Origin of the sequence: Micromonospora sp. NPDC049175, from assembly GCF_043197345.1 — a bacterium.
Lineage (GTDB): Bacteria > Actinomycetota > Actinomycetes > Mycobacteriales > Micromonosporaceae > Micromonospora.
Map to the genome: position 1 here is coordinate 521760 of NZ_JBICSY010000001.1, position 25293 is coordinate 547052.

Here is a 25293-nt window from a genome sequence, read left to right on the forward strand (position 1 = left end):
CGTGCAGGTGGGCGCAAGCGACGATCGCTGTCATGTCGGTTCGGGGTCGATAAGCGTGGCCGTGCCAGTCCCTCCCGACCCACCCGGCGACGAAGATCCGCCGGTTGGTCGGTCCTCGCTGTCCCTACAGATCCTCGGCCCGCTCCGGATCTGGCGCGACGGCGTCGAGCTGGACGCCGGCCCCCCGCAACAGGCATACCTCCTCGCGCTGCTCCTGGCCCGCGTCGGCAGGCCGGTCAGCACGAGCGAGCTGATCGATCTGATCTGGGGCGACGACGCCCCCGCCAGCGCCCTCAACGTGATCCAGAAGTACGTCGGCGCGCTACGACGGATCCTCGAACCGGACCTTCCCGCCCGCAGCGCTGGCTCGTTCCTGCACCGTCGCGGCAACTCCTACCTGTTCGTCGCCGCCCCCGGCACGCTGGACCTCGTCACCTTCCGAAGACTCGTCGGCGCGGCCACGGCCGCCTCGGCACAGCACCACGAAGCGGCGCTCGACCACTATGTCGGTGCGCTCGGCCTGTGGCACGGCCCGGCAGGTGGCGGGATCGCCGACGGGACGAGCGCGGCGGCCGCCCTCACCGTGCTCGACGACGAGTTCTACGACACCTGCTCGGCCGCCGCCGAGCGGGCGGTGTCCCTGGGCCGACCGGAGCGGGTGCTTCGCGCCCTGCGACTTGCCGCATCGATGGCGCCCTTCCACGAACCCGTGCACGCCGGCCTGGTCGGTGCCCTCGGTGCCGCAGGCCGCCAGGCGGAGGCACTCGCGGTCTTCCGTGCGGTCCGCGACCGCCTCGCCGACGAGTTGGGCGTCGACCCGGGTCCGGCACTTGCGGAGGCACATCTGCGGGTTCTGGCCCAGCCGTCGGTGTCGCCGTCGTCAGTGGACACGGCGGGCGAGGTCCGGGTGACCACCGGGGTCGGTCTGGTCGGCCGGACCGAGGAACTCGCCGTGCTGCGACGCACCGTGCAGAGTGCCGTCGCCGGGGGCACGGCCATCGGCATCCTCGAGGGCGAACCAGGGGTCGGCAAGACCCGCCTGCTGGAAGAGGCCGCGACGATGGCGGACCAGCACGGCGCCCTGGTGATCTGGGGCCGCTGTCTGGAGGGCGACGGAACACCGTCGATGTGGCCGTGGGAGCAGGCGCTGAGCGCGGTCGTCGACAGTCTGCCCGCGCTGGAGCGGGAGAAGTGGCTCGCCAGCGAGCTCGGCATCCTGCTCGGGCCGGGCAGCGACGCCGTCCGGGCGGTCCCCGACGGTAGCGCCCGGTTCCGGCTCTTCGAGCAGGTGGTCGCCCTCGTCAGAAGCGCCTCGGCACAACGACCGACACTCCTGATCCTCGACGACCTGCAATGGGCCGATGATGCCTCCCGGCGGTTGTTCAGTCACCTGGCCGGCCGGCTGCCCGACGGCACCGCCATCCTCGGCGCGCTTCGCGACCGGGCGCCGGTGCTCGATTCGGCCCTCTCCCAGGTGCTTGCCACGGCCAGCCGGCTGCCCGGCCACCGTAGGCTCCGACTCGGCCCGCTCGGGCTGACCGACGTCACCGCACTCATCCGCCACGAGGCCGGCCACGATCCCGACGACGCCGTCGCCCGCGCCATCCACGCCCGTACCGCCGGCAACCCGTTCTTCGTCCGGGAACTGTCCCGGTTGCTCAGCGAGGACGGCGCGCTCAGCGAGGACGGCGCATCCGCGCCGGCGGGGGTTCCGTCCACAGTGCGCGACGTCGTCCGCGACCGGATGGCCGGCCTCGACGACCACGCCCGCGAACTGCTGCACGTCGCCGCGCTCATCGGCCGTGACATCGACCTGCGGCTGCTCTCGCGCGCCGCCGGCGTGGACGTCGCGGACTGCCTCGAAAGCCTCGAACCGCTGCACGCCCTCGGCCTGCTCGAACCCGGGCCGGACAATCCGTCCTCGATACGCTTCGCGCACGACCTGGTGCGCGAGTCGGTCTCCGAGACCACGACGAAACAGCAGATCGTCCGGCTACACCTGCGCGTCGCGGATGCCCTCGAAGGGACCCACGCCCACGACGAGGCCGCCGCCGAACGTCTCGCCTTCCACCTGTGGGCAGCCGGCGCCCTGGCCGAGCCTGATCGCACCGGCGAGGCGCTGATCCGCGCCGGACGCTACGCGGCGTCCAAGCTCGCGTTCGAGTCCGCCAATCGGCACCTGCGTGCCGCCGTGCAGATCACCCGGGCAGCGGGTCTCATGGAGCTGGAGCTGTCGGCCCTCACGCTGCTCGCCATCGTGGTCAGACGGCAGTCCGGCTACGACGCCTCGACCTTCGATCTATTGGAGCGGGCCGAATATCTGGCCCGCGGTCTCGCCCGGGAGGCGGAGGCCGCCGACTTCGCCTTCATCCGCCTGATGGGCGCGTACACCTGCCTGGAGAGGAATCGTGGGCGGTTCGCCCGCCGGATGCACGAGTACGGTCAGACGTCCTCCGATCCGGGTGCCCGACGATACGGGCGACAGGCCTGGGGCCTGTACCACTGGGACCTCGGCAACATCGGCGAGGCGTACCGCTGTTTCGCCGGAGAGGACGGCGACCCCTCCGTGCCGGACGAGGAAACCCCGCTGCGGCGCGACGGCAGCATTCCGGGGGAAGGACCCGGATGGCGGGCCGTGATGACCGCGCTGCACGGTGACGTCGAGTCGGCGCTGGCCTTCGTCGATACCTGGGACACCCCGGGTGATCCGTACGCGGCCGCGGTCTGGGTCTACTACACCACGATGATCGCGTCCATGGCCGGTGACGCGGAGCTGGCCAGACGTGCCGGCGAGCGCTGGGTCTCCGCCGGGCTGGCCCGCCTCCAATCCCAGATCGACCATTACATCAGGCAGAGCTGGTGCTGGGCACGGGCTCTCACCGGCGACGACCCGGCCGGTGTCGCCGCCGAGGCCGAGGCACTGCTGGCCGCCAATCTGCTGGACCCGCCACAGTGGGGAATCGCCTACCACCATGCTCTGATCGCGGAGATGTGGCTGGCGGCCGGCCTCCCGGACCGGGCCGGAGCCGCCCTCGACCGGGCCGACCAGGCCGTCTGGGAGCACGGCCAGCGCTACGGCGAAGGGCTGCTCCTGCTGCTGCGGGCGCGCCTGTCGCAGGCACGGGGGGAACCCCTCGCGGTGGTCCGGGCCGCGGCCGAACGCGCCGGGGCCCACTCCACCGCCTGCGGGGCCCTGCTCTTCGCCCGGCGCGCCGAACGTCTCCTCGGCGAACTCGCCGAGCCGTCGATCGACCACACGACGATCCCCGGATAGGTCCGCGCTGCCCGACGCCGAGGACCACCTCCGAAGATCTGGTGGAGGTCCGGCTTCTACCGACGGCACCGATCCTGCCTGACGTTCTGCGTATTCTCCTTCGTTGTCCGGCCCCGACCAGCTTGTTTGCATGGTGACATGGTCATGTCACCTCCTGTTACCAGGTCATCGCTCCACCGTGGCCTCACGTCGGGCCAGATCGGGATGCTCACGATCGGCGGGGTCATCGGCACCGGGCTGTTCCTCGGCTCCGGACTTGCCGTCTCCATGGCCGGCCCGGCCGTGCTTGTCACCTTCGTCGTCGGCGGACTCCTCGCGATCGCCCTCACCTACGCCGCCACCGAGATGGCGGTCGCCCATCCCGACCTGCACGGGTTCGGCGCGCTCGCCCACCGCTACCTCGGCCCCCTCGCCGGGTTCACCCAACGCTGGCTGTACTGGGGTGTGGTCGCGATCGGCGCCGGCACCGAGACCGTCGCCGTGGGAATCTACGTCCGGTACTGGTGGCCGCAGGTGCCGCTGTGGATCCCGGTCACCCTCGCCGCCGCGGCGATCATCACGGTCAACGTGTTTCCGGTGCGAGCCTTCGGCACCGTCGAATACTGGTTCTCGTCCATCAAGGTCGCCGCGATCGTGGTGTTCCTCGTCCTCGGCGCCGTGCTCGTCACCGTCGGGCTGCCCGACCGGCCGGCGACCGGCCTGTCGGCGATCACCGACGCGCCGTCCTACCTGCCACACGGACTCACCGGCCTCGTGGTCGCGCTGATCGTGGCGACATTCAGCTTCGGTGGCACCGAGGCGCTCGTGCTGACCGCCGCCGAGTCGGCCGACCCCGGACGCGACCTACCACGCGCCGCGCGGGGGACGATTCTGCGCGTATGCCTGTACTACCTGCTCAGCATGGTGGTCATCGTCTCGGTGTCGCAGGCCGTCGGCCGGGCGCCGGACGGCGCGCTCACCACCAGCCCGTTCGTGTTGGTCTTCGAATGGACCGGGCTGCCGGCCGCCGCCGCGGTGATGAACTTCGTGGTGCTCACCGCCGCGCTGTCGGCCCTCAACACGGTCTTCTACGTGTCGACCCGCACGCTGCACTCGCTCGCGGTCGACGGCCAGGCGCCCGCCTGGGCGAGGCGGGTCAACCGCCACGGCGTGCCGGTGAACGCGGTCGCCGCGTCGGCCATCGGGCTCCCCCTGGCGGTGGCGGTGTCGCTCGTCTCGCCCGACGACGCGTTCGCGAAACTGCTGGGCATCGCGTTGTTCGGCGTCGCCACGACCTGGGTGCTCATCTTCGCGACCCACGTGGCCTTCCGCCGCCGGCGCACCGCCGACGAGACGCGCCGGTCGCCGCTGGCACTGCCCGGCGGTTGGCGCACGAGCGCGGCGGCGGCGGTCGCGATGGCGGCGGTGGTCGTGAGCATGCTGTTCGTCGAGACGTTCCGGGTCGCGTGGACGGTCGGCGCGCCGACCGTGGTGGCGATCATGGTGACGTACGCGCTGACCCGAACGGTACGGCGCACACGCCCACGGCGGTGACCCGCACCGACGTCGCCCTCTCCGGTCAGCAGCCGCGCCGCTCACCGAAGAGGGCGATGTCGTTGCTGCTGCGGGGTCCGCCACGGCCCGGGTAGGAGGGCTGCGGCGAGCCCCGCCACCACGGCGAAGCCCGCCACCAGCCAGTACGTTCGGCCGTACGCTTGCGAGGGAAAGCCCGAGGTGTCACTGAGCCGCTGTTGCAATGCGACCGCGACCACCGCGATGCCCAACGACCCGCCGATCTGGTTGAGGATGAACAGGGCGCTGGTGGCCCGGGGAGCGTCGTCGGGGCCGACCGCGAGGTACATGAACCCCATCAGGCCGGGCACGGTGAAGCCGATGCCGAAGCCACCGACGCCGAAGGCGATCGCGGTCAGGGCCGTCGAGGTGTGGTCACCGACGCCGGACAGCACCAGCGCGGCGATCGCGGCGAGCAGCATCCCGATCGGAGCGGTCACGCGGGCGGTGAGCCGGGCGCCGGCCTTGCCGACGGAGATCGCCCCTGCGGCGCCGAGGATGCCCGAGGGCACCATGAGCAGGCCCGCGTGCAGGGCTCCGAACGCGCGTGACTGCTGGTAGTACAGCGGTGTCAGGAACAGCAGCGTGTTGGCGACCGCCCCGACGAGCAGCATGGTGACCACCGACATCGTGAAACCGCGCCGGGTGAACAGCCGTACGTCGATCAGGGGCTCGGTCACGCGGCGGGCGTGCAGCACGTACGCCAGCAGCAGTGCCGCGCCGACGGCGAAGGCGGTGACCGCCGCCGGATCGCCGAGGTCGCCACGGTGGGCCGCGGTGGTGAGCCCGTAGATGAGCACCGCGAAGCCGGGTGAGAGCAGGGCCAGGCCGATGACGTCGAGGCGTGGCCGCGGCGCTGCGGGGTCCGGCGCGTCGGCCGGCAGCGTCCGGAGCGCGAGCAGCAGAGCGATGACACCGACCGGCAGGTTGATGAGGAACATCCAACGCCAGCTGATGTCGTCGACGAAGAAGCCGCCGAGAATCGGACCCAACACCGGCCCGACGGTCAGCGGGATCGAGATCAGGCCCATCGCCTTGGTGACCCTGGCCGGGCCCGCCGCGCGGGCGATGGCGGCCTGCACGACCGGGAAGATCATTCCGCCGCCGAGCCCCTGGAGCAGGCGGAATGCGATCAGGCTGCCGGCCGACCAGGCCAGTCCGGACAGCAGCGAACCGATGGTGAACAGGACGACCGAGAACACCCAGACCTGACGGACGCCGAACCGGTCCACGCCCCAGCCGGAGATCGGGGTCGCGACCGCGACGGCGAGCAGGTATCCGGCGGTGACCCACTGGATGGTCGGCAGCGTGGTCCCGAAGACCGTGCCGAGGCGGTCCACCCCGACGTTGACGATGGTCTCGTCCAGCAGGGCCATGAGCAGTGCCAGCAGCAGGACTCCGGCCATCTTGAGGAACGCGGGATCGAGGCGGTCGGCATCCGGAACAGCGGGCCTGTCGCCGGGAGCGCGTTGGGGCGCGCTGGTGTCGCTGGCCATGGTCGTTACCTCCGAGCGGGTGCGCAATCCGGATTGACGCGCACAGAATACATGTAGGTGCAGACATTTTTAAGCGTTCTACGCCCTAGCCGGCCGCGTCCTGGGCTCCGGCCTTACGAAGAATGAATGCGTGTACATGGACGTGTAAGATGTACGGCGACGACTTGGAGGGCGGTCGGGATGGCGGAACGACGCGGCGGGCAGCCGGACGTGCTCGACCTGTGGCGGCAACTGACGGTCCTCACCGGCCGCCTGGGCCAGACCCTCGACAAGCGCCTCGTGCGGGAGTTCGACCTCACCCTCACCGAGTTGCTGGTGCTCGACGAGCTGACCCGCGGCAATCCACGCGGCATGCGCATCCAGGACCTCAGCGACGCGGTGGCCCTCGACCAGTCCTCGATGAGCCGCCTGGTCAGTCGCCTCACCGCCAAGCAACTCGCCGCCCGGGTCAGCTGCGACCACGACCGCCGCGGCGTCTACTGCCAGATCACCGACCTGGGCACCGAGCGGCACGCCGCGGCCACCCGGGTCAGCCGCACCGAACTCGGTGCCGCACTGGACGCCGCCGCCTTCGACGACCGGCTGGCATCCGTGGTGGCGCGGCTGACCCGCCCGGTCGCCGCGCCCGCCGACACCTGAGACCGGGACGAGGCAGCCACCCGCGTGGTTGCCGTGCGGAAGACCGCCGCCTTCGCGGCGAACCGGCGACTTCTACCCGGGTACGAGCCCGCGCGCCGGGCGGCGGAGGAAGCACGACAGCAGTTCCCTGAACTCCTGCGGGTGCTCGATCGCCGGCACGTGCCCGCATCGGCCGAACACGTGCAGACGGACATCGGCCAGGTGTTCGAGCAGGGGCCGGGCTGCCGTCCCGAGCGGGGTGACGCGGTCCTCGGCGCCGTGCACGAGCAGCACTGGCGCGCGCACCGCTGCCAGCGTCTGCGCCGAGAGGGTGAGATCGTCGACCCATCGTGCCCTGGGTGGAGGGAACAACGACGCGAACGCGGCCTCCCCCGCCCGCATCGCGGTCGCACGGGCTTCGACTGCCGAATCGGTCACGAGCGCCTGGTCGAAGAGGAGGCGGCTCAGCATGTCTCGGGCCCCGAGCGGGCCGGCGGGGGCGGCCCAGAGCGCGTCGAGGTCGGCGGACAGCGGCGCCCCGGGGGCGCCCATCGTCGAGACCGCCACGACACCTGTGACCTGCTGGGGGCGGGCGGCGGCCAACGCCAACGCCACGGCACCGCCCATGGAGTGACCCACCACGGCGTAGTGCTCGATACCGAGAGCATCCATCAGGGCGGCGGCCTGCTCCGTCCACAGTCGAAGCCCGCCCCGGAGGCCCGTCGGGACAGGTGTACGGCCGAACCCCGCCTGGTCGGGAGCCACCACGCGCCAGGACGCGCCCAACGCCTGCGCCGTCGGTGCCCAGGCGCCGGACCCGGTCGTGCCGGGTCCGGAGCCGTGCAGCATCAGCACCGCGGGCCCGGTGCCGCCCTCCAGGACCTGGACGGGAGAGCCGTCGACAGTGACAGTCCGAAGTGCCGTCACCGGGGCAGGCCAGTCGTGCTCATGCCGATGCGGAGTCGACCGACTTCGAGAAGAGCTCCATCATCGCCCTGCCGAACTGCGGCATGTCGGGCCATCCCCGGCAGGAGACGAGGTTGCCGTCCACGACGTCGGGAGCGTCGATGACCGTCGCGCCCGCGTTCTCCATGTCGCCGGTGATGGGCGGGAAGCACGCAGTCTTACGACCCTTGAGCAGCCCGTACACCGCTGGCACCTGCGCGCCGTGGCACACGAGCGCGATGGGGAGGTTGCGAGCGAAGAAGTGCTCGGTGATGCGCCGGACGTCGGCGTCGACCCGAATCCACTCGGGGGCACGCCCCCCGGGAATGATGAGGGCGTCGTAGCGCTCGACGTCGACCTCGGCCCAGGGCACGTCGACCGGCAGCTTCCGGCCGTTCTTCTCCACGTAGGCGTCGGAGTTGGGGTCGAACTCGTGGATGACCAGTTGCACGTCACGCAACGTCCGGGACGAGACCTCGACGTCCCAACCGCCCTCCTGCACGCGATAGTAGGGATACATGGTGTCGAGCTCCTCGGCGGCGTCGCCGGTCAGGAGCAGCGCTCTGGGCACCTGCTTCTCCTCGCGTCTGGGGGTGGGGTAAATCCAATCCGATCCGATCGATTGATAGCATTCCTCGGCCCAGCCCGCCCGTCAAGCCTCTACCGCCATTCCCTCCGCGTCCCTGACCTCGTCGAACAATCGTCGAAAACGTTCGCCCGATCGCAGGATGTGCCGACGCATCGCGTAGGCGGCGGCGTCCGGGTCACGCGCGGCGATCGCGGCCACCACCTCCTCGTGCTCGGCCATGGCCAGGTGGGTGACCTGGGTGTCGTGGTGAAGCCGGAAGAGGTGCACGTGACTGTGCAGGCGAGCGAGCGCCTCACGGATGACCTGGTTCTCCGCGCTCAGGGCGACGAGGTCGTGGAAAGCGGCGTCGCGTAGCCCGAAGGCGCCGTAGGCCGCGTGCCCGCTGCCTCCCTCCAGCTCCGCCATCTCCTCCAGCATCCGTTGTAGACCGGCCACCTGCGCCGAGGATGCGCGTTCGGCGGATCTGCGTGCCGCCGCCGGCTCGAGGAGCAGGCGAACCTCGAGCATGTCCTCGAATCGGTGACGGGTGATCTGGGGCGGAATACGGTAGCCGGCATGGGGCACACGCACGACCAGCCCCTCGGCCTCCATGCGGTTCAGAGCGTCTCGGATCGGTGTCTGCGAGACCCCCAGCTCGCGCGCCAGGACGTCGATCGTGACGCGGGATCCGGGCTCGATCCGTAGCGACATCAGCTGTCCGAGCAGCGTGTCGTACACCTCGTCGGCAAGCCGGCCGCCGGATCTGCCCGGCGGCGTTCCACCCGTTACGGCCCTACGGCCCGGAGCGATCATCGCTTCCTCGTCCATCGTGACCTGAGGTCCTTTCTTGCGCCTTCGGGAACCTGTTGACATCAGTCACAACGCTGCGGGATGCTGACGCCCCCACTGGATCGTATAGGAAAAGTGCCGGATGCTCGCCATCCTGCACCATCGCGGCTCCACCCGCCATCGCTCCACATCGATCCCGTGACGACGGTTCGCGGGTCGGCCCCGCGACAGCCCGGTAACACGCTTGAACGACCCAGCAACTGCTCGGCGAAGCGCATAGCGAGGCTTAGAAGTCCCCCACCACCAGAAAGCAGGCAAGAGAATGCGGCATCCACACCGAACAGGACGAACATCCGTTCCCGGCCGAAAGGTGCGGCTGGCGACGGCGGCCCTGTTGCTGATGGCCACGACCGTGGCGGCCTGCGGCGACAGCAAGGACGACGACGCGAAGGCGAGCGCCCCGAAGGCGCCGGCGACCGTCCCGGAGCTCACCAAGGACCCGCTGACCCTCAGCTTCATCTGGTTCGACTGGCCCCCCGCCCAGGCACTGGAGACCTTCGCGAACACGGAGTACAAGAAGGAACGGCCGAACGCGACCATCAAGGTCAACACCGTGCCGAACGCGAACTGGCACGACGCGATGTTCACCCAGTTCGCCGCGCACAAGACCGACTTCGACATCGCGATCCTGGACTCGCAGCACATCGGCGAGGCCGTGACGAACGGCAACATCCTCGACCTCACCGACTTCGTCAAGCAGAACATCGACGTCACTGCCTACAACCCGTACCTCCTGGCCGCCTACGGCCAGTATCCCCAGGCGGAGACCGGCAAGCGCGACGAGAACGCCAGCCTGTACGGGCTGCCGCTGCTCGGTGACACCTGGACGATGATCTACCGCAAGGACCTGATCGGCGACAAGCCACCGCAGACCTGGGACCAGATGATCGCAGCCGCCGAGAAGTGCCAGGCGGAGAACCCCGGCGTCAGCGGGCTGGCCTTCCACCAGGCGAACGGCTCCGACGCCGCGGCCGTCACCTACAACACGGTCAACGGCGTCTACGGCGGCAACCTCTGGGACTCCAAGACTCGCAAGATCGACGGCGTCCTCAACGACGCCGCGGGCCAGGAGGCGATGGACGTCCTGGTCAACAAGATGAAGCCGCTGACCGCCAAGGGCTCCGGCAACTGGTTCATCGACGAGGTGAACGCGGCCGTCGCCCAGGGCAAGGCCTGCATCGCGTTCAACTGGATCGCCGCCAGCGGCGGCCTGCTCGATCCGAAGCAGTCGACGCTCGGCACCACGCGGGCGCAGATCCTCGACAAGCTGGGTTTCGCCACCCTGCCGACCCAGAAGACGAACCTGGTCCCGCTCGGCGGCATGGGGATGCACGTCTCGGCGTACTCCTCGAAGGCCAACCAGGCCGAGGCCCTGAACTTCATGAAGTGGTTCGAGCAGGCTGATGTCCAGAAGAAGTGGGCCGCGGCCGGTGGCGTGCCATCGCGTACGGACGCCCTGGAGTCGCCCGAGTTCCTCAACGCCGGGCCGTTCAACCAGGTGTACACCGACTCGGTCGCGCGGATGCGGGACATGTGGAACGTGCCCGAGTACGCGCGCCTGGTCAACATCGAGAACACAAACGTGAACGCGGCTCTCAACGGTGCGAAGAAGCCGAAGGACGCGCTCGACGACATCGCAAAGGAGCAGCAGGGCGTGCTCGACTCCAGCAGCCGCAAGGGCGGCGGCGGACTGTGAGTGACTCTGTCCCTCTGACGACCGAACACCCCGGGCAGGTGGCGTCCGCGACGCCACCTGCACCGGGTCGGTCCCGCCGGCTGAGCGATCGCGGGCTCGCCGTGGCCTTCATCTCCCCCGCGCTGCTGCTGTTGCTCGCGATGTCGGTGTTCCCGTTGCTGTGGGCGTTGTACCTGTCGTTCACCGACTACTCGGCCACCCGCGGGGGGCCCGCCAACTTCGTCGGCTTCGGCAACTACACCGCCATCCTGACGTCGGCGCAGGTCCACCAGCGGGCCCTGACGACGTTGATCTACGTGATCGGCGCGGTCGGCCTGCAGACCGTGCTCGGTTTCACCATCGCCTACCTGATCTCCCGGCGTACGCGCGGGCGGGGAGTGCTGACCACTCTGTTCCTGGTGCCGATGATGCTGTCGCCGGTCGTGGTCGGGCTGTTCTGGCGATTCATGCTCGACGCGCAGTTCGGCGTGATCAACAGCATGCTCGGCTCGCTCGGCCTGGGGCAGGTGGAGTGGCTCACGAAGCAGCGGACGGCACTTGTCTCCCTGATCGTCGTCGACACCTGGCAGTGGACGCCGTTCATCATGCTCATCGCGCTCGCGGGCCTCACCGCGGTTCCCAAGTACCTGTACGAGGCTGCCTCGATCGACCGGGCGTCCGAGTGGTTCCGGTTCCGCACCATCACCCTTCCGCTGGTGTGGCCGCTGCTCCTCATCGCCGTGTTGTTCCGGGCCATCGAGGCCTTCCGGCTGTTCGACCTCGTCTACATCCTCACCAGCGGCGGTCCGGGTGTCTCCACCGAGACCTTGTCGTTCCACGTCTACAAGGTCGCGTTCCTGGGCTTCAACACCGGGACCGCCTCGGCGTACGGCATCCTCATGGTCCTCGTCGTCATCGTCCTCACGCAGCTCTACCTGCGTTATCTGAACAAGCTCAAGGAGGGCTGATGGCCGTCTCCGTCGACGAGGCCGTGGCCACAGGTCCGGCCGCGGATCACACGCCCCCCGCGCGCCGCCTTGGCAGCCGGGGCCGCTCCGGGCTGGAGGTCGCGCTGCTGATCGTGCTGGCCGTCGTGATGCTCTTTCCGGTGCTGTGGATGATCGAGACGTCCATCAAGGAGAACCGGGACGTCTACGCCATCCCGGCCAAGTTCTTCGGCTTCAGCGTCACCATGGAGCATTTCAAGGACGTGTTCGTGGCGCCCGGCGGCGGCCGGTCGGCCGTGTCCGTCGCGTTCCTCAACTCCGTCGTGGTCGCCGGGGTCTCCACGGTGCTGGCCACCGTGCTGGGGGTGCCGGCGGCCTGGGCCTACTCACGCTTCACCCTGAAGGCCAAGAAGGACCAACTGTTCTTCATCCTGTCCACCCGCTTCATGCCGCCCGTGGTGGTCGTGGTCCCGATCTTCCTCATGTACCGCCAGGTCGGGCTCATCGACAGCAAGCTCGGCCTGATCCTCATCTACGCCGCGTTCAACGTCCCGTTCACCATCTGGATGATGAAGGGGTTCGTCGACGAGGTGCCGGCCGAGTACGAGGACGCCGCGATGCTCGACGGCTACACCCGGTTGCAGGCGTTCTGGCGATACACCCTGCCGCTGCTCGTGCCCGGGATCGCCGCGACGGCGGTCTTCGCGCTCATCTTCTCCTGGAACGAGTTCGTGTTCGCCATCTTCCTCACCTCCAGCGACAACGTGCGGACGGCTCCACCCGCCATCGCCGGCCTCATCGGTGGCACCACCACGGACTGGGGTCTCGTGGCCGCCGCGTCCGTGGTGTTCGCCCTACCGGTGCTCGTCTTCGCCTACCTGGTGCGCAAGCACCTCATCGCCGGCGTCACGCTCGGGGCGGTGCGTCGCTGATGGCGGGCATCGAGGTGACCGCGCTGCACAAGCGCTACCCCGACGGGACGGTCGCGGTCGAGCACGTGGACCTGTCCATCGGCGACGGCGAGCTGTTCGTGATGCTCGGCCCCTCGGGTTGCGGCAAGACGACCACGCTGCGGGCCATCGCCGGCCTGGAGAGGCAGACGACCGGCGACATCCGCATCGGCGACACGCTCGTCAACGACCTGCCGCCCGCCGAGCGCGACATCGCCATGGTGTTCCAGTTCTACGCTCTCTACCCGCACCTGAAGACCCGCGACAACCTGGCGTTCCCACTGCGTGCCGAGGGACTGCCCAAGGCCGAGGTGCACAAGCGGGTCGACGAGGCCGCCCGGCTGATGCGGCTCGGTCCGCTCCTGGACCGGCGACCGCGTCAGCTGTCCGGCGGGGAGCAGCAGCGCGTCGCGCTCGCTCGCGCCCTGGTACGACGACCGCGCGCATTCCTCATGGACGAGCCGCTCACCAATCTGGACGCCGAGCTGAGAGCGGACATGCGCACGGAGATCAAGCACCTGCAGGGGGAACTGGGGGCGACGATGGTCTACGTCACCCACGACCAGGTCGAGGCGATGTCGCTCGGTCACCGGATCGCCATTCTCAACAAGGGCCGCGTCGAGCAGATCGGCACACCCCTGGAGGTCTACGACCGTCCGGCGAGTCTGTTCTGCGCCGCATTCATCGGCTCACCGCCGATGAACCTCATCGAGGTCGAGGTGGCCGACGGTGAGCTACGCGGCCAGGGCGGACTGGTCCTCACGCCACCGCCGGGCCTGTCGCGCGACCGTCGCCTGGTCGCGGGCGTCCGACCGGAGGCGCTGGAAGTCACCGCACCAGGGGCGGAACGGTCGGTCCCGGCCCGCGTGGTCTCGGCGGAGTGGCTGGGCGACGAGATCATCTACGTGGTCGACCACAGCGGTCAGCGCGACGTCCGGGTTCGGATGCCACCGACTGTCCGTTTCGCCGCTGACGCGAAGGTCGGGCTACGGCACACCGGTGGTACCCCGGCGGTCTACGACGTGAGCACGGAAGAGCTGGTGGCCTGATGGGAACCGTTGCAGTGCAAGGGCTGCGCAAGTCCTTCGGCAAAGTCCAGGCCCTGGACGGGGTGACGCTGGACGTGCCGGACGGCGCGTTCTTCGTCGTGCTCGGACCCTCCGGGGCGGGCAAGACGACGACCCTGCGAGCGATCGCCGGCCTGGACAAGCTCGACGCCGGATCGGTGCACCTGGACGGGAGGGACGCGACAGGTGACACCCCGGCCGCGCGCGACCTGGCCATGGTCTTCCAGAGCTACGCCCTCTACCCGCGACACACGGTGTACGAGAACATCGCCTCGCCGCTGCGAGCGCGGCGCTGTTCGTCGAGCGAGATCGCCGCTGCCGTCGAGCAGATGTCGAACCTGCTGCACATCGAACGTCTGCTGCGGCGTCGACCCGCACAGTTGTCGGGCGGTGAGATGCAGCGTGTCGCCCTGGCCCGGGCGCTGGTCCGTAGCCCACGCGCGTTCCTCATGGACGAGCCGCTGACGAACCTCGACCTCAAACTCCGCGTCGAGATGCGCACCGAGCTCACCCGCATCCACCGCAGCCTCGGCGCGACATTCGTCTACGTGACGAACGACCAGGTCGAGGCCCTGTCCATGGCCGACCAGGTCGCGGTCCTCAAGGAGGGAACTGTGCAACAGGTCGGAACACCGACCGAGGTGTACGAACGTCCCGCCAACAAGTGGGTCGCCGGATTCGTCGGGAGCCCACCGATCAGCCTGCTCGCCTGCCGTGCCGAGGGAGACCGTCTGGTCGGTGCCGAGGGCTGGACGCTGCCGCGGCCCCGTTGGACCACGGCCGAGGACGGTCGTGCCCTGCTGCTGGGCCTGCGCGCGGAGGACCTGTCCGTCGAGCAGCGCGGGGACGCGTCGTTGGCGGGGGAACTCTACGGGCTTGAGCCGCTCGGTGACCGCACGGTGGTCGACGTCCGAGTGGGGACCGAGATGGTCAAGGTCAAGGCACGACCCACAGTCACCGGTACGCCGGGCGAGCGGCTGCAGGTCACGGTCGACCTGGACCGTGCGCACCTGTTCGACGCGGACACCGGGCTGTCGCTGTCCGAGGCTGGACGCTAGGGCGTGTGTCGACATGCGCCCGCACCTGGCACCACGAAGATCACCGGAGGCGACGCAGTGAGTGACCCGATGAACGTCCTGGCCCCCGAGCACCGGCGGCTCCGGATCGGCGACGCCTGGCGCGACGCCGCGAGCGGAGCCACCTTTGCCGTCGAGGACCCCGCCACCGGCAAGACCATCGCCGAGGTGGCGGACGCCGACGTCGTCGACGGGCTCGCCGCTCTGGACGCGGCGAGCAGGGCGATGGCGGAGTGGGCGGCGACCCCGCCACGGAGACGGTCGGAGTTGTTGACCGCGACGTACCGGGCACTGACCGAGCGATCCGAGGAGGTCGCCCGGCTGATAACGCTCGAGATGGGCAAGCCGCTCGCCGAGGCCCGGGGTGAGGTGGCCTACGGCGCCGAGTTCTTCCGCTGGTTCGCCGAGGAGGCGGTACGCGTCGAGGGGCGCTACAGCACCGCTCCCGGAGGTGGCTATCGCATCCTCACCGTGCCGAAGCCGGTCGGACCGTGCGTCTTCGTGACGCCCTGGAACTTCCCGTTGGCCATGGGTGCCCGCAAGATCGCTCCTGCGCTGGCCGCGGGCTGCACGACGATCACCAAGCCGGCGGGGCAGACGCCACTCACCATGCTGCTCCTGGCCCGCATCATGGAGGAGGTCGGCGTTCCCCCGGGCGTCGTCAACGTGGTGACCACCAAGCGTTCCGGCACGGTGGTCTCCGCACTGCTGGCCGACAGTCGGACCCGCAAGCTCTCGTTCACCGGGTCGACCGAGGTCGGGCGCGTGCTGCTCCGACAGGCGGCGGACAACGTGCTGCGTACCTCGATGGAACTGGGCGGCAACGCGGCGCTGATCGTGTGTGCCGACGCTGACCTGGACGTCGCGGTCGACGGTGCCATGGTTGCCAAGATGCGCAACATCGGGGAGTCCTGCATCGCGGCCAACCGGATCTACGTCGAGGAGCCGGTGCGCGAGGAGTTCACGGCGCGCTTCACCGAGCGGATGGGCGCGCTGTCGATGGGCCACGGACTCGACGACGGCGTGGACGTCGGGGCGTTGATCGACGAGGCCTCGGTCTCCAAGATCGACGAGCTCGTCGCCGACGCGGTCGAGCGCGGCGCGCGGGTCCTGGTGGGCGGTGAGCGTCCGGACGGGCCCGGCTACTTCTACCCGCCCACCGTCCTCGTCGACGTGCCCGAGGGCGCGCGGATGCTGGAGGCGGAGATCTTCGGCCCGGTGGCGCCGATCGTCTCGTTCACGTCCGACGACGAGGTGCTGGCGAAGGCCAACGACACCGAGTACGGCCTGGTCGGCTACATCTTCACCCGTGACCTTCAGCGGGCGCTGCGGTTCGCCGAGGGCCTGGATACGGGGATGCTCGGCATCAACCGTGGTCTGATCTCGGACCCGTCCGCTCCGTTCGGAGGCGTGAAGCAGTCCGGGATCGGCAGGGAGGGGTCGCACGAGGGCATCCTCGAGTACCTCGACCTCACCTACGCGGCGATCGACCTACCGTGACCGGACCCCACCCGGCGGACGCGACCCGGGCCACGGCCGGCACGAACCCGCTGGCCGACCCTGCCGACGCCCTCGGGGTCGCGCAGGTGACCTGGACGTCCGCCCCGCACATCGCCGCCGACGTTCCGGAGAGGCACCGACATGCTTGAGACCGTCCGCGGACCACGCCAGCTGATCGTGGGCGAAGGGGTCGCGCAGAACATCCCACGAGTGGTGGCCGAGAGTGGCTCGCGCGTCCTCATCGTGACCGACCAGGTTCTCCTGGGGCAGCCGGGCGTGGCCGAGATCGTGGCCGCCGTGCGGGAGAAGGTCGGAGTCGTCGAGGTGTTTTCCGACGCGACCTCGGACGTGCCGCTCGCCGACGTCGCCCTGGCCGTCTCGGCCGCCGCCGAGGTGGACGCGGACGTGATCCTCGCCATCGGGGGTGGCACGGTGATCGACCTCGCCAAAATCGTCGGCGTCATCCGACGCCACGGTGGGTCGCCGCGCGACTTCTACGGCGAGTCGAAGGTGCCGGGGCCGACGATTCCTCTCGTCGCGGTCCCGACGACGTCAGGCACCGGCTCCGAGCTCACGCCCGTCTCGGTGTTGACCGACCCGGACCGTGAGCTGAAGGTGGGGGTTTCCAGCGTCCACATCGTGCCCGACTTCGCCATCGTCGACCCCGAGCTCACCTACACCTGCCCGGCGACGGTCACCGCCCACTCCGGCATCGACGCGTTCTGTCACGCGGTGGAGAGCTACACCGCGCGACCCCGGGCCCACGGACCGCGCGACCCGGTGGAGCAGGTGTTCCTCGGCCGCAACTCGATCACCGACCACTACGCGCTCCTGGCCGCGGAGCGGATCGCCCGCAGCCTGCGTCGTGCGGTCCGGGACGGAGGCGACACGGACGCGCGCGCGGACATGTCCTACGGGTCGATGCTCGCCGGGCTCGCCTTCTCCCACGCGGGCAACGCGGCCCCGCACGCTCTCCAGTACCCCATCGGCGCGGCCACGCACACGCCGCACGGCCTGGGCGTCGGGCTGCTCCTGCCCTACGCGCTGGACGCGGCCAGGGATGCCATCAGCGACCGGTTGGCCATCCTCGCCGGGGTGTGCGGGCTCGACGTGGCCGACGCCTCGGATGCCGAGGCCGCGGATACGTTCCTCACCTGGCTCGACGGGCTCCTTGCCGACATCGGCATCCCTCCCACCCTGGCGGACATCGGCGTGGCACGCGCCGACCTCCCGCGCTTCGCGGAGATGGCCAGTGGCGTCACCCGCCTGATCCAGAACCATCCGGGCCCGAGCGACACCGCCAGCCTGACCGCGATCCTCGAAGCGGCCTGGGCCGGGGACCGGACCCGCCGTCCCGACGCCGTGCAGAGACAGTGACCGGCCCTTTCACCCGACGACGGGCCTCCTGCCCCACCGCCGACGTGCGGCCCTCCTCGGGTCACCGCGCCCCGATGCTCTCGCCGAACACGTCGAGAACCGCCTGCCACGCCCGCGCGGTGTGGGCGGCGTGGTAGCCGACGCCGGGCACGGTGGGGCTGAGGTGGTCGGTGCCTCCGGTAGGCGACCCGTCCGGCCCGAAACGCGGGGTCCGATTGCCGCCAGCGCCTTTCGCGTGGTTCACGGATAGTCGAACACGGCTCGCGCTGCGCACGGCGAGTCGGTTCCGCTCACGTCCTGCGAAAGGCAATGACATGCATGTGGTCCCCGGGCTCAGGGTGCTGTACTTCGGAACCCCGGTGGTGCTGATCAGCACCCGCAACGAGGACGGCACCGCGAACCTCGCGCCGATGTCCTCGGCGTGGTGGCTGGGCCAGTCATGCATGTTGGGGCTGGGTAACCACGGCCAGACGACGGCGAACCTGCTGCGCGAGGGCGAATGCGTCCTGAACCTGCCGTCGTCGGCGATGGTCGAAGCAGTCGACCGGATCGCGATGACCACCGGGAGGCCTGTGGTGCCGGAAGGCAAGGCAGCGCAGGGCTACCGGTACGAGCCCGAGAAGTTCGTCACCGCCGGCCTGACCGAGCAGGCCTCGGATCTGGTCCTTCCGCCCCGGGCCGCGGAATGCCCGATCCAGATGGAGTGCAAGGTCGTGTCGGCGACCCCTTTCGGCGGCGCCCCCTCCTTCGCCACCGCCTTCCAGGTCGAGATCCTCCGGACCCACGTCGAGGAGGAGCTGATCATCCCGGGGACGCACTACGTTGACCCGCTGAAGTGGGACCCGCTCATCATGAAGTTCACCGAGTTCTTCGGCGGCGGACAGAACGTGCATCCGTCCAGGCTCGCCGAGGGCTGGAACATGCCGCATCAGCTGCAGCCGGCGACCGTCTGAGGCGGTGACCAAGACGTTCCGGATGGTCGCCCCCGACCAGATGCTGTTGCTGCCACCGTCGGCAGAAGCGGTGCCAACGCCGGTCCGGCAACTCCTGGCGCCGAGCAGCCAAGGACGGCGCTGCTCGCACGGGGGGACGAGCAGCGCCGTCCCGTTGACGGTACTCCACGTCGCGTTTTGCCGCCGCCCCGCTGCGGCACCGACCTGGCGACGGCTCTTTTCCGCCTCCTGGACGGGTCGGACCTGTCCGGCCGAAATGACAGAGGGCCCCGGGGCCACCCCGGGGCCCTCTGGTCGATCCACGTCAGGATCTCGGTCGGCCCTGGGCCCGCATCTGGGCGAAGCTCGACCGCAGGTTTCGACCTATCCAGCGGGCCGCCGGCCGTTCCCACAGCCGGTAGACCAGGTAAGCGAGTAACAGGGGCCCACCGAGGGTCACCGCCAACATCTGGTACGGCCCGAGGACAAATAACGTCTCGCGGGCTATCGTCGCGCCGATCACGTCGTGCAGCAGGTAGAGCGGGTACGTCAGGGCGCCGACGAGGACCAGGCCGCGCCAGCGGATCCAGTCGAACCAGCCGCATGCCACACCGATCATCACGACGTAGAACGCGACCAGGGCCAGGGTCGCGTTCGTACTGTTGATCTGGTCGCCGCGTTGGCTGCGGGCATCGGTCTCCTCGATCACCGACTGCGCCGCGAGAGCAAACGTCACCGCCAGCGTCATCCAGAGCATCAGGTTCCGGCCGAACCGGTGCATGAGGTAGAGCACGATCCCCGCGACGAAGAACGGGGCGTAGGTCGGCACGAGGACCGTGGACAGCAGCGCGCTGTGCGAGGCCTGGGCGTAGAACGAGGCAACCGTCCACACCAGGCAGAACGCGACTACGCGCTTGTAGGTGAGGCCGGCCACGACGAGACCGAGGAAGAGGACGTAGAACGTCACCTCGATCACCAGGGTCCAGTACACCGGGTCGATGTGTTCCTGGCCCAGGTGGAATTGGTACATCGTGAGGTTGGCCAGGAGTCGGCGCATGGTGACGGGGTGCGCGTTGGGGTCCGGGTCGGGCCAGAGTGTCAGCACGGCGGCGGTGATCAGCACGGCCAGGACGTACGCGGGCATGAGGCGGGTCACCCGCGACGTGAAGAACTGGGTCGGGCGGCGCCCCCACGAGGACATGCAGATGACGAAGCCGCTGATGAGGAAGAACAGTTGCACGCCGAGCCAGCCGTACGCCGACAGCTTTGCCAACGGGTGTCCGACGAGGTCCTCGACGGATACGAAGGAGCGCAAGGCGACGACCGGCAAGGTGTGATAGAGGACGACTGCCATTGCGGCACCGAATCGCAGCAGGTCCAGGGCGTAGAGCCGGGGCGGGGCGACGCTGGTCGGTGGCGGAGCGGGCTCATTCCGCGGTCCCGGTTCGGGTTCCAGTGCCGGTGCCGGTGCCGGTGCCGGCGTGTTGGTGGGGAGGGTCGCGGTCACGGCCTTCGCTTTCATCGTCGTGAAGGACGGCAGTCTAACCAGCGATGCGCTGGCACCGGATCTCACCGTCTGCGGCGATGACCGGCGAGGAAGAGGGGCTCTTCGAAGTTAAGCGGGGTTGAGGTGTCCGAGGTGGCGTCGGGTGGCCGCGGTGCGGGTCCGCTGCCGCTGATTCAACGCGTTGCGTGGAATGGCTCAGTGTCCGCCGTGGGTCTCAGCCCGGCGACGTACCTTGCGGAGCAGGCGCGCCACCACGATACGATGGGCGCCTGAACCTATGACCAATTGCTGATAGACCCATCCGTGGACTCCTGGAAATCTCGCGTACGTTCGAGCGCTGAGCATCATTCCTTCGGGCTGTGGATCCAGGGTCAAAACCAAGGCGTACCGCGAGAATCGATGACGCCCGGTGAGCCGCACGAGACGCGCGCGCGTGGCTTGTGAGACCTCGAATCCGGGCCAGGTCGCGCCTTCGTCGAGAGGCGTCCCAGCGGCTTGGCGCGGCGCTGCGCCTAGCAGACAGGCGAAGATTCCCGTGCTCAGGCCTGAAGGACCTGGGAGCACTGTGGCGAGAGAACGCCATACCGCAAGCGCGGGGGCTGACACGAGCAGGCGATGTTCGTCGATGAACGGAAGGTCGTTGTCCATCACTGTCCAGTTCTGGGCGCACGAGGGGCAGGTCTCCTCCTCGTTTTGGCCACATTGAATGATCAGGAGCAAAGCTCGCCGAGGGCGAGGTGGCCTGCGACATATCGCGCCCAATGACGGTAACCGAAGGCCGAGAGGTGGAAACGGTCTTCAGCGAAGTAGTCCGGTCCTGCAGGCGGGAAATCCGGGCCTTCAGGGGGGAAATCCGCCGAGCTGATCCACGTTGCCCGCGGCCGCTCCGCACAGATCTGCTGAGAGGCCTCATCGATTGCGGCCCCGCGCTGGGCGAGGTAACGACCCAGGGTGGTCGGTAGCGACGGGAAAGCCTCGAAGGGTGGGACCCCGGTCACGACAACGTGCTCCGCGCGCTCTGTTAGATCGTCAACGATGGCAGCGAGATCATCGCCCCACTGTTCGGGGGCGCGTCGGGAGAGGACGTCGTTAGTGCCCGCGATGAGCACAGCAAGAGTCAGGTCATCGCCGAGCTGTGGTAGGAGTCGGTAGCGGATGCGGCGGGCGGTCGCAGCGTCCTGCCCGACCACTTCCCACTGGACCGGCCGGCCTGTGCGTGCGACGAGTTCACGCGCGAAGCAGCCTGGGAACCCGTTGTCATGTGTGTCAACTCCGCAGCCAGCTGCGGGCGACTCGCCCAGGACACCGATGCGCACCAGCGGTCCCGAGGCGTCCCCCACAGTTCCCGTGGTTGGGCCGGCAGCTGGGGGTGCCCCTCTGGTCACAAGGCGTACCCACAACGCCTCAGCGGCGACGACGGGCAGTAGAAGCGGGTTCACAATATCGTCTCCTCGGAGGGCGGCGAATCGCGGAACTTCGAAGTTGAGCGGGGTTCGCGGCTGACGGCGACCCGGATATAGGAGCTCGCAGCCCATCGGTGATCATCTGAGTGTCTAGATCGGACAGTCACAAGTGAAGAGCTGCGAGCATGGTCAACGATACGACCCGGCTGCTGGGCCTGGACGGCCTGGTCGCCGAGCGGGTCGAGCTGGACGCCGCGGGCGTTCCCGTGGTGGACCTGTCCACCGGTTGTGAACAGGCACGATGCTGCCCGCAGTGCGGTCAGCGGGCGGTACGCGTGAAGCAGTGGACCACGACCCGCCCGCGTGACCTGACGGTCGCCGGCAGGGCGGTGCGGCTGCGCTGGCGTAAACGCCGCTGGTACTGCGCGACACTCGCCTGCCCTCGCAAGTCGTTCACCGAGCAGGTGGCCCAGGTCCCAGCCCGCTCGCGGCTGACCGCCCGGTTGCGGCAGGCGGCCGGGGCGGCGGTCGCCGACCGCGGCCGCACGATCGTGCAAGCCGCCCGCGATCACGGCCTCTCCTGGTCGATCGTCGCCGCCGCGTTCACCGCCCATGCCGCCGCGGTGTTGCCGACCGAGCCGGAGCCGGTCGCGGTCCTCGGCATCGACGAGGTCCGCCGCGGCAAGCCGCATTGGATCTGGGACGAGCGGGCCGGATCGTGGACGGTCACCGCTGATCGGTGGCATGTCGGCTTCTGCGACCTGTCCGGTGGTCAAGGTTTGCTGGCCCAGGTCGAAGGCCGCACCACCACTACGGTCACCGGCTGGCTCGCCGCACGTTCACCGGCCTGGCGCGAGCAGGTCACCGCGGTCGCGATCGACATGTGCACCGTGTTCAAGGCCGCGATCCGCCAGGTGTTGCCGCACGCGCTGCTGGTCGTCGACCACTTCCACGTCGTGCAGCTGGGCAATCGGGCCGTCACCGAGGTCCGCCGCCGGGTCACCCTCACCCAGCGCGGACGTCGTGGCCGCAGCACCGATCCCGAATGGCGCATCCGTAACCGGCTGACTCGCTCGGCGGCCCGGATGAGCGGCAAACACGTCGACCGTCTCGCCGACATCCTCGACAACTTACCGGCCAAGATCGGCGCTCCGATCCTGACCGCGTGGAACGCGAAAGAAGACCTGCTCGACCTGCTCGCGACCGCCCGCACCCGGCCCGACCGAGAACTCGTCCACGGACTGTTGCACCGCTTCTACAACCGCTGCGCCGCCTCTGACCTGCCCGAACTGCACCGGCTCGCCACCACGATCGAGACCTGGTGGCCGCAAATCAACGCGTTCCTGACCACCGGGATCACCAACGCCGGCTCCGAAGGAACCAACCGCGTCATCAAAACCGTCGCCCGCGACGCCTACGGCTTCCGGAATCCGGAGAATCAGCGGCTACGGACCCGTACCGCGACCACCCGACGCCACCGCGGACACCCCAACCCCGCTTAACTTCGAAGAGCCGGAAGAGGTTGCCGTGACGACACGCAGACCAACGGACGCGAACCGGACTCGATTCGCCTACTGCCGTCGCCGTACTATGCGCGATCCGGAATTGGTTTTTTGGCCTGCGGGGCGAAATGCCACAGGTCTCCGCTCTCAGTCGCCGCCGCGGTGGCGAGGCCGAACATGTCCGGGAGTCTGCGGACGCCGGGGATGTCAGGATCGGCCGGATCAGGTTGCGGGCGGTACCACAGGACCCGCATTCCCGCCGTCGCGGCGGCGACCACCCCTACCATGCTGTCCTCGATCACCAAGGCGTCAGCGGGCTCGACCGCAACCGACTCGGCGGCAATGCGATAGAGCCCCGGATCGGGTTTCCACACCCCGAGTTCGTACGCCGAGAAATGCGCCTCGGGGAAGTAACCGTCGAGTCCCGTCATCCGGAGCCGGTCGCCGATCATCTCCAGCGGCGAATTCGACACGACGTACTTCGGCACGGTGATGGCGCGCAGCGCCGACTCGACCCCCGGTACCGCCTGCATCCGACCGGCGACCAATTCCTCACACCGGGCCCGCACGACACCGACCGGGTCCGCCGGCATCGGCCGCGTCGCGTACTCGGTCAGATAGTCGACACTTTCCGCGATGCGGCGCCCGGTGAACATCAGTTCGGCGTCCGCCGCCGTGATGGGTGCGCCGACCAGGTCGGCGAGATACAGCAGGGCGTCGTTCTCGGCTCCCTGGCTGTCGACGAGAACCCCGTCCAGATCGAAGAGGACGACCTTCGGCCCGGCCATCGTTCACCGCACCCGGTCGGCGAAGGCGTCGTACTTGACCGCCAGCTCACGGGCGAGCGGCAGGCTGTCCTCGACGACCATCTCGGGGCAGTAGTAGCCGAACAGCTGCTGCATGATCGACATGTTCTCCTTGGCGAAGACGATCCGGCCGCCGGGGTGGATGCTGTCGATGCCGTCGATGCGCTGGCACTCCTCGTTGACGGCGACGGCCGCGGCCTCGGTCATCCCGGCCGGCAGGTCGAGCCGGATGCCGTGGGCCGAGACCAGGACCGGATAGCCGCCGGTGCGACCCTGTGGCCCCGGCGCGTGCAGGCGTTGCTCCTCGGCGCCGGACAGGGCCCGGATCACCTGCAGCGCCGAAGCCGCGGTGAGCTGCTGACCGTGTGTCCCGCCCTGGCGTTTCAGCTCCCCGGTCAGGCGGGCGAACATCCGCTCCGGCTCGGGCGCCAGCACCTCGCCGGTGTCCCGGTCGGACACCTCGATCGCGAACGGGACACCCTGCGCCTCGCCGAAGCGGTGCACGTGGTGGCTGAAGTAGTGGTGGGCGATCAGGCGTACGGTCAGCCCGGCCGGGTCGCGGCCCAGCTCACCGGCGGCCGCGAAGGTGAGCGCCGGGACGATGTTGCCCACGTTGCCGATGCCGATGTGCGGCGCCATCCCGATCGACGCCAGTGCGGGACCGACCGCGTCCGGGTAGGCGGTGTTGACCGTGGCCGCGGCCGAGTCGGCCCGGCTGCGCGCGAGCATCAGGTGGTGGTTGAGCGCCAGGTGCATGGGCAGCCACGGTCCGAGCTGTGCCTCGTCGACCTCGCGGAAGACCTCCGCCGGCAGGTCGAGGATGGCCCGGGCGGCCTGCAGGGAGGCGGCGTTGACGATGACGTCGGGCCCGATCCGGTCGATCTGCTCGGCGGTGCGGTCGATGTCCTCCAGGTCGATCGCGGCCGAGCCGACCGAGGTGAACACGCCCAGGTTCGCCGCTGTGTACCGGGCCAGGTTGGCGTGCCGCAGCGCGGTCTCGGCCGAGCGCGCGGCCACCACCACCTGGTACGGCGAGCCGGGCTCGGCGATCAGCATGTGCAGCAGTCGCCGGCCCAGGTCACCCAGGCCGATGATCAGGACTCGGGTCTTTCCAGCGTCGCGATTCATCGTCGAGGAATCCTCCGGGTGGGGTGGCCTGCGGAATCGTGGGAATGGACCGGTAACGCGGGCCTAGATTAACCGCCCCGGGCAATCCGCGTTGCTCCCCCACCGCCACGATGATCAGTCAC

Annotated in this window: 22 protein-coding genes; 13 read left to right on the plus strand and 9 right to left on the minus strand. The window is 69.3% G+C overall.

Going from position 1 to position 25293, the window contains the following annotated elements; translation table 11 throughout:
* The first annotated feature begins 61 nt into the window (after nt 1–61).
* Both ACGFH8_RS02090 and ACGFH8_RS02095 read left to right on the plus strand, forming a co-directional pair.
* The gene (locus ACGFH8_RS02090; protein ID WP_393362049.1) at nt 62–3274 is read left to right on the plus strand and encodes an ATP-binding protein; all 3213 of its coding nucleotides are present in this window, start codon (nt 62–64) and stop codon (nt 3272–3274) included.
* Nucleotides 3275–3478: 204 nt separating this feature from the next.
* Nucleotides 3479–4807, plus strand: coding sequence for an amino acid permease (locus ACGFH8_RS02095; protein WP_393362052.1), 1329 nt, complete (start codon nt 3479–3481; stop codon nt 4805–4807).
* A 41-nt stretch (nt 4808–4848) separates the two neighbouring features.
* Here ACGFH8_RS02095 and ACGFH8_RS02100 read toward each other — a convergent pair whose 3' ends face one another.
* On the minus strand, nt 4849–6321 hold the full coding sequence (locus ACGFH8_RS02100) for a DHA2 family efflux MFS transporter permease subunit (RefSeq protein WP_393362055.1): 1473 nt from the start codon (nt 6319–6321) through the stop codon (nt 4849–4851).
* A 180-nt stretch (nt 6322–6501) separates the two neighbouring features.
* Here ACGFH8_RS02100 and ACGFH8_RS02105 point away from each other — a divergent pair, with 180 nt between their 5' ends.
* Nucleotides 6502–6960: a MarR family winged helix-turn-helix transcriptional regulator gene (locus tag ACGFH8_RS02105; RefSeq protein WP_393362059.1), complete on the plus strand. Its 459-nt coding sequence runs from the start codon at nt 6502–6504 to the stop codon at nt 6958–6960.
* Nucleotides 6961–7032: 72 nt separating this feature from the next.
* Here ACGFH8_RS02105 and ACGFH8_RS02110 read toward each other — a convergent pair whose 3' ends face one another.
* From ACGFH8_RS02110 to ACGFH8_RS02120, 3 genes are all read right to left on the minus strand, one after another.
* Nucleotides 7033–7866 (minus strand): alpha/beta fold hydrolase, encoded by an 834-nt coding sequence (locus ACGFH8_RS02110; RefSeq protein WP_393362061.1) that lies wholly within the window; start codon nt 7864–7866, stop codon nt 7033–7035.
* A 19-nt stretch (nt 7867–7885) separates the two neighbouring features.
* Nucleotides 7886–8455: a DJ-1/PfpI family protein gene (locus tag ACGFH8_RS02115; protein ID WP_393362064.1), complete on the minus strand. Its 570-nt coding sequence runs from the start codon at nt 8453–8455 to the stop codon at nt 7886–7888.
* Between the two features lie 81 nt (nt 8456–8536).
* On the minus strand, nt 8537–9280 hold the full coding sequence (locus ACGFH8_RS02120; protein WP_393362067.1) for a GntR family transcriptional regulator: 744 nt from the start codon (nt 9278–9280) through the stop codon (nt 8537–8539).
* Nucleotides 9281–9641: 361 nt separating this feature from the next.
* On the opposite strand from ACGFH8_RS02120, the gene ACGFH8_RS02125 reads away from it, so the two are divergent.
* The 8 genes from ACGFH8_RS02125 to ACGFH8_RS02160 are packed head-to-tail and all read left to right on the plus strand — an operon-like array spanning nt 9642 to nt 17893.
* Nucleotides 9642–10997 (plus strand): extracellular solute-binding protein, encoded by a 1356-nt coding sequence (locus tag ACGFH8_RS02125; protein WP_393362070.1) that lies wholly within the window; start codon nt 9642–9644, stop codon nt 10995–10997.
* 38 nt (nt 10998–11035) lie between these two features.
* A complete protein-coding gene (locus tag ACGFH8_RS02130; RefSeq protein ID WP_393362073.1) occupies nt 11036–11944 on the plus strand; it encodes a carbohydrate ABC transporter permease in 909 nt (302 codons plus the stop codon).
* A complete protein-coding gene (locus tag ACGFH8_RS02135) occupies nt 11944–12855 on the plus strand; it encodes a carbohydrate ABC transporter permease (protein WP_393362076.1) in 912 nt (303 codons plus the stop codon). The genes ACGFH8_RS02130 and ACGFH8_RS02135 overlap by 1 nt, the downstream gene beginning before the upstream one ends.
* Nucleotides 12855–13922, plus strand: coding sequence for an ABC transporter ATP-binding protein (locus tag ACGFH8_RS02140; RefSeq protein WP_393362078.1), 1068 nt, complete (start codon nt 12855–12857; stop codon nt 13920–13922). Before ACGFH8_RS02135 ends, ACGFH8_RS02140 begins: the two co-directional genes overlap by 1 nt.
* Nucleotides 13922–14998 (plus strand): ABC transporter ATP-binding protein, encoded by a 1077-nt coding sequence (locus ACGFH8_RS02145; RefSeq protein ID WP_393362081.1) that lies wholly within the window; start codon nt 13922–13924, stop codon nt 14996–14998. The genes ACGFH8_RS02140 and ACGFH8_RS02145 overlap by 1 nt, the downstream gene beginning before the upstream one ends.
* A 57-nt stretch (nt 14999–15055) precedes the next feature.
* Nucleotides 15056–16516, plus strand: coding sequence for an NAD-dependent succinate-semialdehyde dehydrogenase (locus ACGFH8_RS02150; RefSeq protein WP_393362083.1), 1461 nt, complete (start codon nt 15056–15058; stop codon nt 16514–16516).
* Nucleotides 16513–16665 carry a hypothetical protein gene (locus ACGFH8_RS02155; RefSeq protein ID WP_393362085.1) on the plus strand — a complete coding sequence of 51 codons (153 nt, stop codon included), beginning with the start codon at nt 16513–16515 and terminating at the stop codon, nt 16663–16665. Before ACGFH8_RS02150 ends, ACGFH8_RS02155 begins: the two co-directional genes overlap by 4 nt.
* Complete coding sequence (locus ACGFH8_RS02160; RefSeq protein ID WP_393362088.1) at nt 16658–17893, plus strand: iron-containing alcohol dehydrogenase; 1236 nt, start codon at nt 16658–16660, stop codon at nt 17891–17893. The genes ACGFH8_RS02155 and ACGFH8_RS02160 overlap by 8 nt, the downstream gene beginning before the upstream one ends.
* Nucleotides 17894–17954: 61 nt before the next feature.
* On the opposite strand, the gene ACGFH8_RS02165 is transcribed toward ACGFH8_RS02160, so the two are convergent.
* Nucleotides 17955–18137: a hypothetical protein gene (locus tag ACGFH8_RS02165; RefSeq protein ID WP_393362091.1), complete on the minus strand. Its 183-nt coding sequence runs from the start codon at nt 18135–18137 to the stop codon at nt 17955–17957.
* A 70-nt stretch (nt 18138–18207) separates the two neighbouring features.
* On the opposite strand from ACGFH8_RS02165, the gene ACGFH8_RS02170 reads away from it, so the two are divergent.
* On the plus strand, nt 18208–18846 hold the full coding sequence (locus ACGFH8_RS02170; protein WP_393362094.1) for a flavin reductase family protein: 639 nt from the start codon (nt 18208–18210) through the stop codon (nt 18844–18846).
* 304 nt (nt 18847–19150) lie between these two features.
* On the opposite strand, the gene ACGFH8_RS02175 is transcribed toward ACGFH8_RS02170, so the two are convergent.
* Both ACGFH8_RS02175 and ACGFH8_RS02180 read right to left on the minus strand, forming a co-directional pair.
* Nucleotides 19151–20332: an acyltransferase family protein gene (locus ACGFH8_RS02175; protein ID WP_393362097.1), complete on the minus strand. Its 1182-nt coding sequence runs from the start codon at nt 20330–20332 to the stop codon at nt 19151–19153.
* Nucleotides 20333–21042: 710 nt separating this feature from the next.
* Complete coding sequence (locus tag ACGFH8_RS02180) at nt 21043–21648, minus strand: SGNH/GDSL hydrolase family protein (RefSeq protein ID WP_393362100.1); 606 nt, start codon at nt 21646–21648, stop codon at nt 21043–21045.
* A 272-nt stretch (nt 21649–21920) separates the two neighbouring features.
* Between ACGFH8_RS02180 and ACGFH8_RS02185 the strand changes: the two genes are divergently transcribed.
* Nucleotides 21921–23237, plus strand: a complete 1317-nt coding sequence (locus tag ACGFH8_RS02185; RefSeq protein WP_393362102.1) for an ISL3 family transposase — start codon at nt 21921–21923, stop codon at nt 23235–23237.
* Nucleotides 23238–23323: 86 nt separating this feature from the next.
* Here the strand turns inward: ACGFH8_RS02185 and ACGFH8_RS02190 are convergent, their stop codons facing one another.
* Nucleotides 23324–24025, minus strand: coding sequence for an HAD family hydrolase (locus ACGFH8_RS02190; protein WP_393362105.1), 702 nt, complete (start codon nt 24023–24025; stop codon nt 23324–23326).
* A gap of 3 nt (nt 24026–24028) precedes the next feature.
* Nucleotides 24029–25171 (minus strand): hypothetical protein, encoded by a 1143-nt coding sequence (locus tag ACGFH8_RS02195; RefSeq protein ID WP_393362108.1) that lies wholly within the window; start codon nt 25169–25171, stop codon nt 24029–24031.
* Nucleotides 25172–25293: the final 122 nt, after the last annotated feature.

Coding starts and splice junctions, on each gene's coding strand:
- ACGFH8_RS02095 (WP_393362052.1), top strand. CDS start 3,479: ATGCTCACGATCGGCGGGGTCATCGGCACCGGGCTGTTCCTCGGCTCC.
- ACGFH8_RS02100 (WP_393362055.1), bottom strand. CDS start 6,321: ATGGCCAGCGACACCAGCGCGCCCCAACGCGCTCCCGGCGACAGGCCC.
- ACGFH8_RS02105 (WP_393362059.1), top strand. CDS start 6,502: ATGGCGGAACGACGCGGCGGGCAGCCGGACGTGCTCGACCTGTGGCGG.
- ACGFH8_RS02120 (WP_393362067.1), bottom strand. CDS start 9,280: ATGGACGAGGAAGCGATGATCGCTCCGGGCCGTAGGGCCGTAACGGGT.
- ACGFH8_RS02125 (WP_393362070.1), top strand. CDS start 9,642: ATGGCCACGACCGTGGCGGCCTGCGGCGACAGCAAGGACGACGACGCG.
- ACGFH8_RS02135 (WP_393362076.1), top strand. CDS start 11,944: ATGGCCGTCTCCGTCGACGAGGCCGTGGCCACAGGTCCGGCCGCGGAT.
- ACGFH8_RS02140 (WP_393362078.1), top strand. CDS start 12,855: ATGGCGGGCATCGAGGTGACCGCGCTGCACAAGCGCTACCCCGACGGG.
- ACGFH8_RS02145 (WP_393362081.1), top strand. CDS start 13,922: ATGGGAACCGTTGCAGTGCAAGGGCTGCGCAAGTCCTTCGGCAAAGTC.
- ACGFH8_RS02160 (WP_393362088.1), top strand. CDS start 16,658: ATGCTTGAGACCGTCCGCGGACCACGCCAGCTGATCGTGGGCGAAGGG.
- ACGFH8_RS02170 (WP_393362094.1), top strand. CDS start 18,208: ATGCATGTGGTCCCCGGGCTCAGGGTGCTGTACTTCGGAACCCCGGTG.
- ACGFH8_RS02185 (WP_393362102.1), top strand. CDS start 21,921: ATGGTCAACGATACGACCCGGCTGCTGGGCCTGGACGGCCTGGTCGCC.
- ACGFH8_RS02190 (WP_393362105.1), bottom strand. CDS start 24,025: ATGGCCGGGCCGAAGGTCGTCCTCTTCGATCTGGACGGGGTTCTCGTC.
- ACGFH8_RS02195 (WP_393362108.1), bottom strand. CDS start 25,171: ATGAATCGCGACGCTGGAAAGACCCGAGTCCTGATCATCGGCCTGGGT.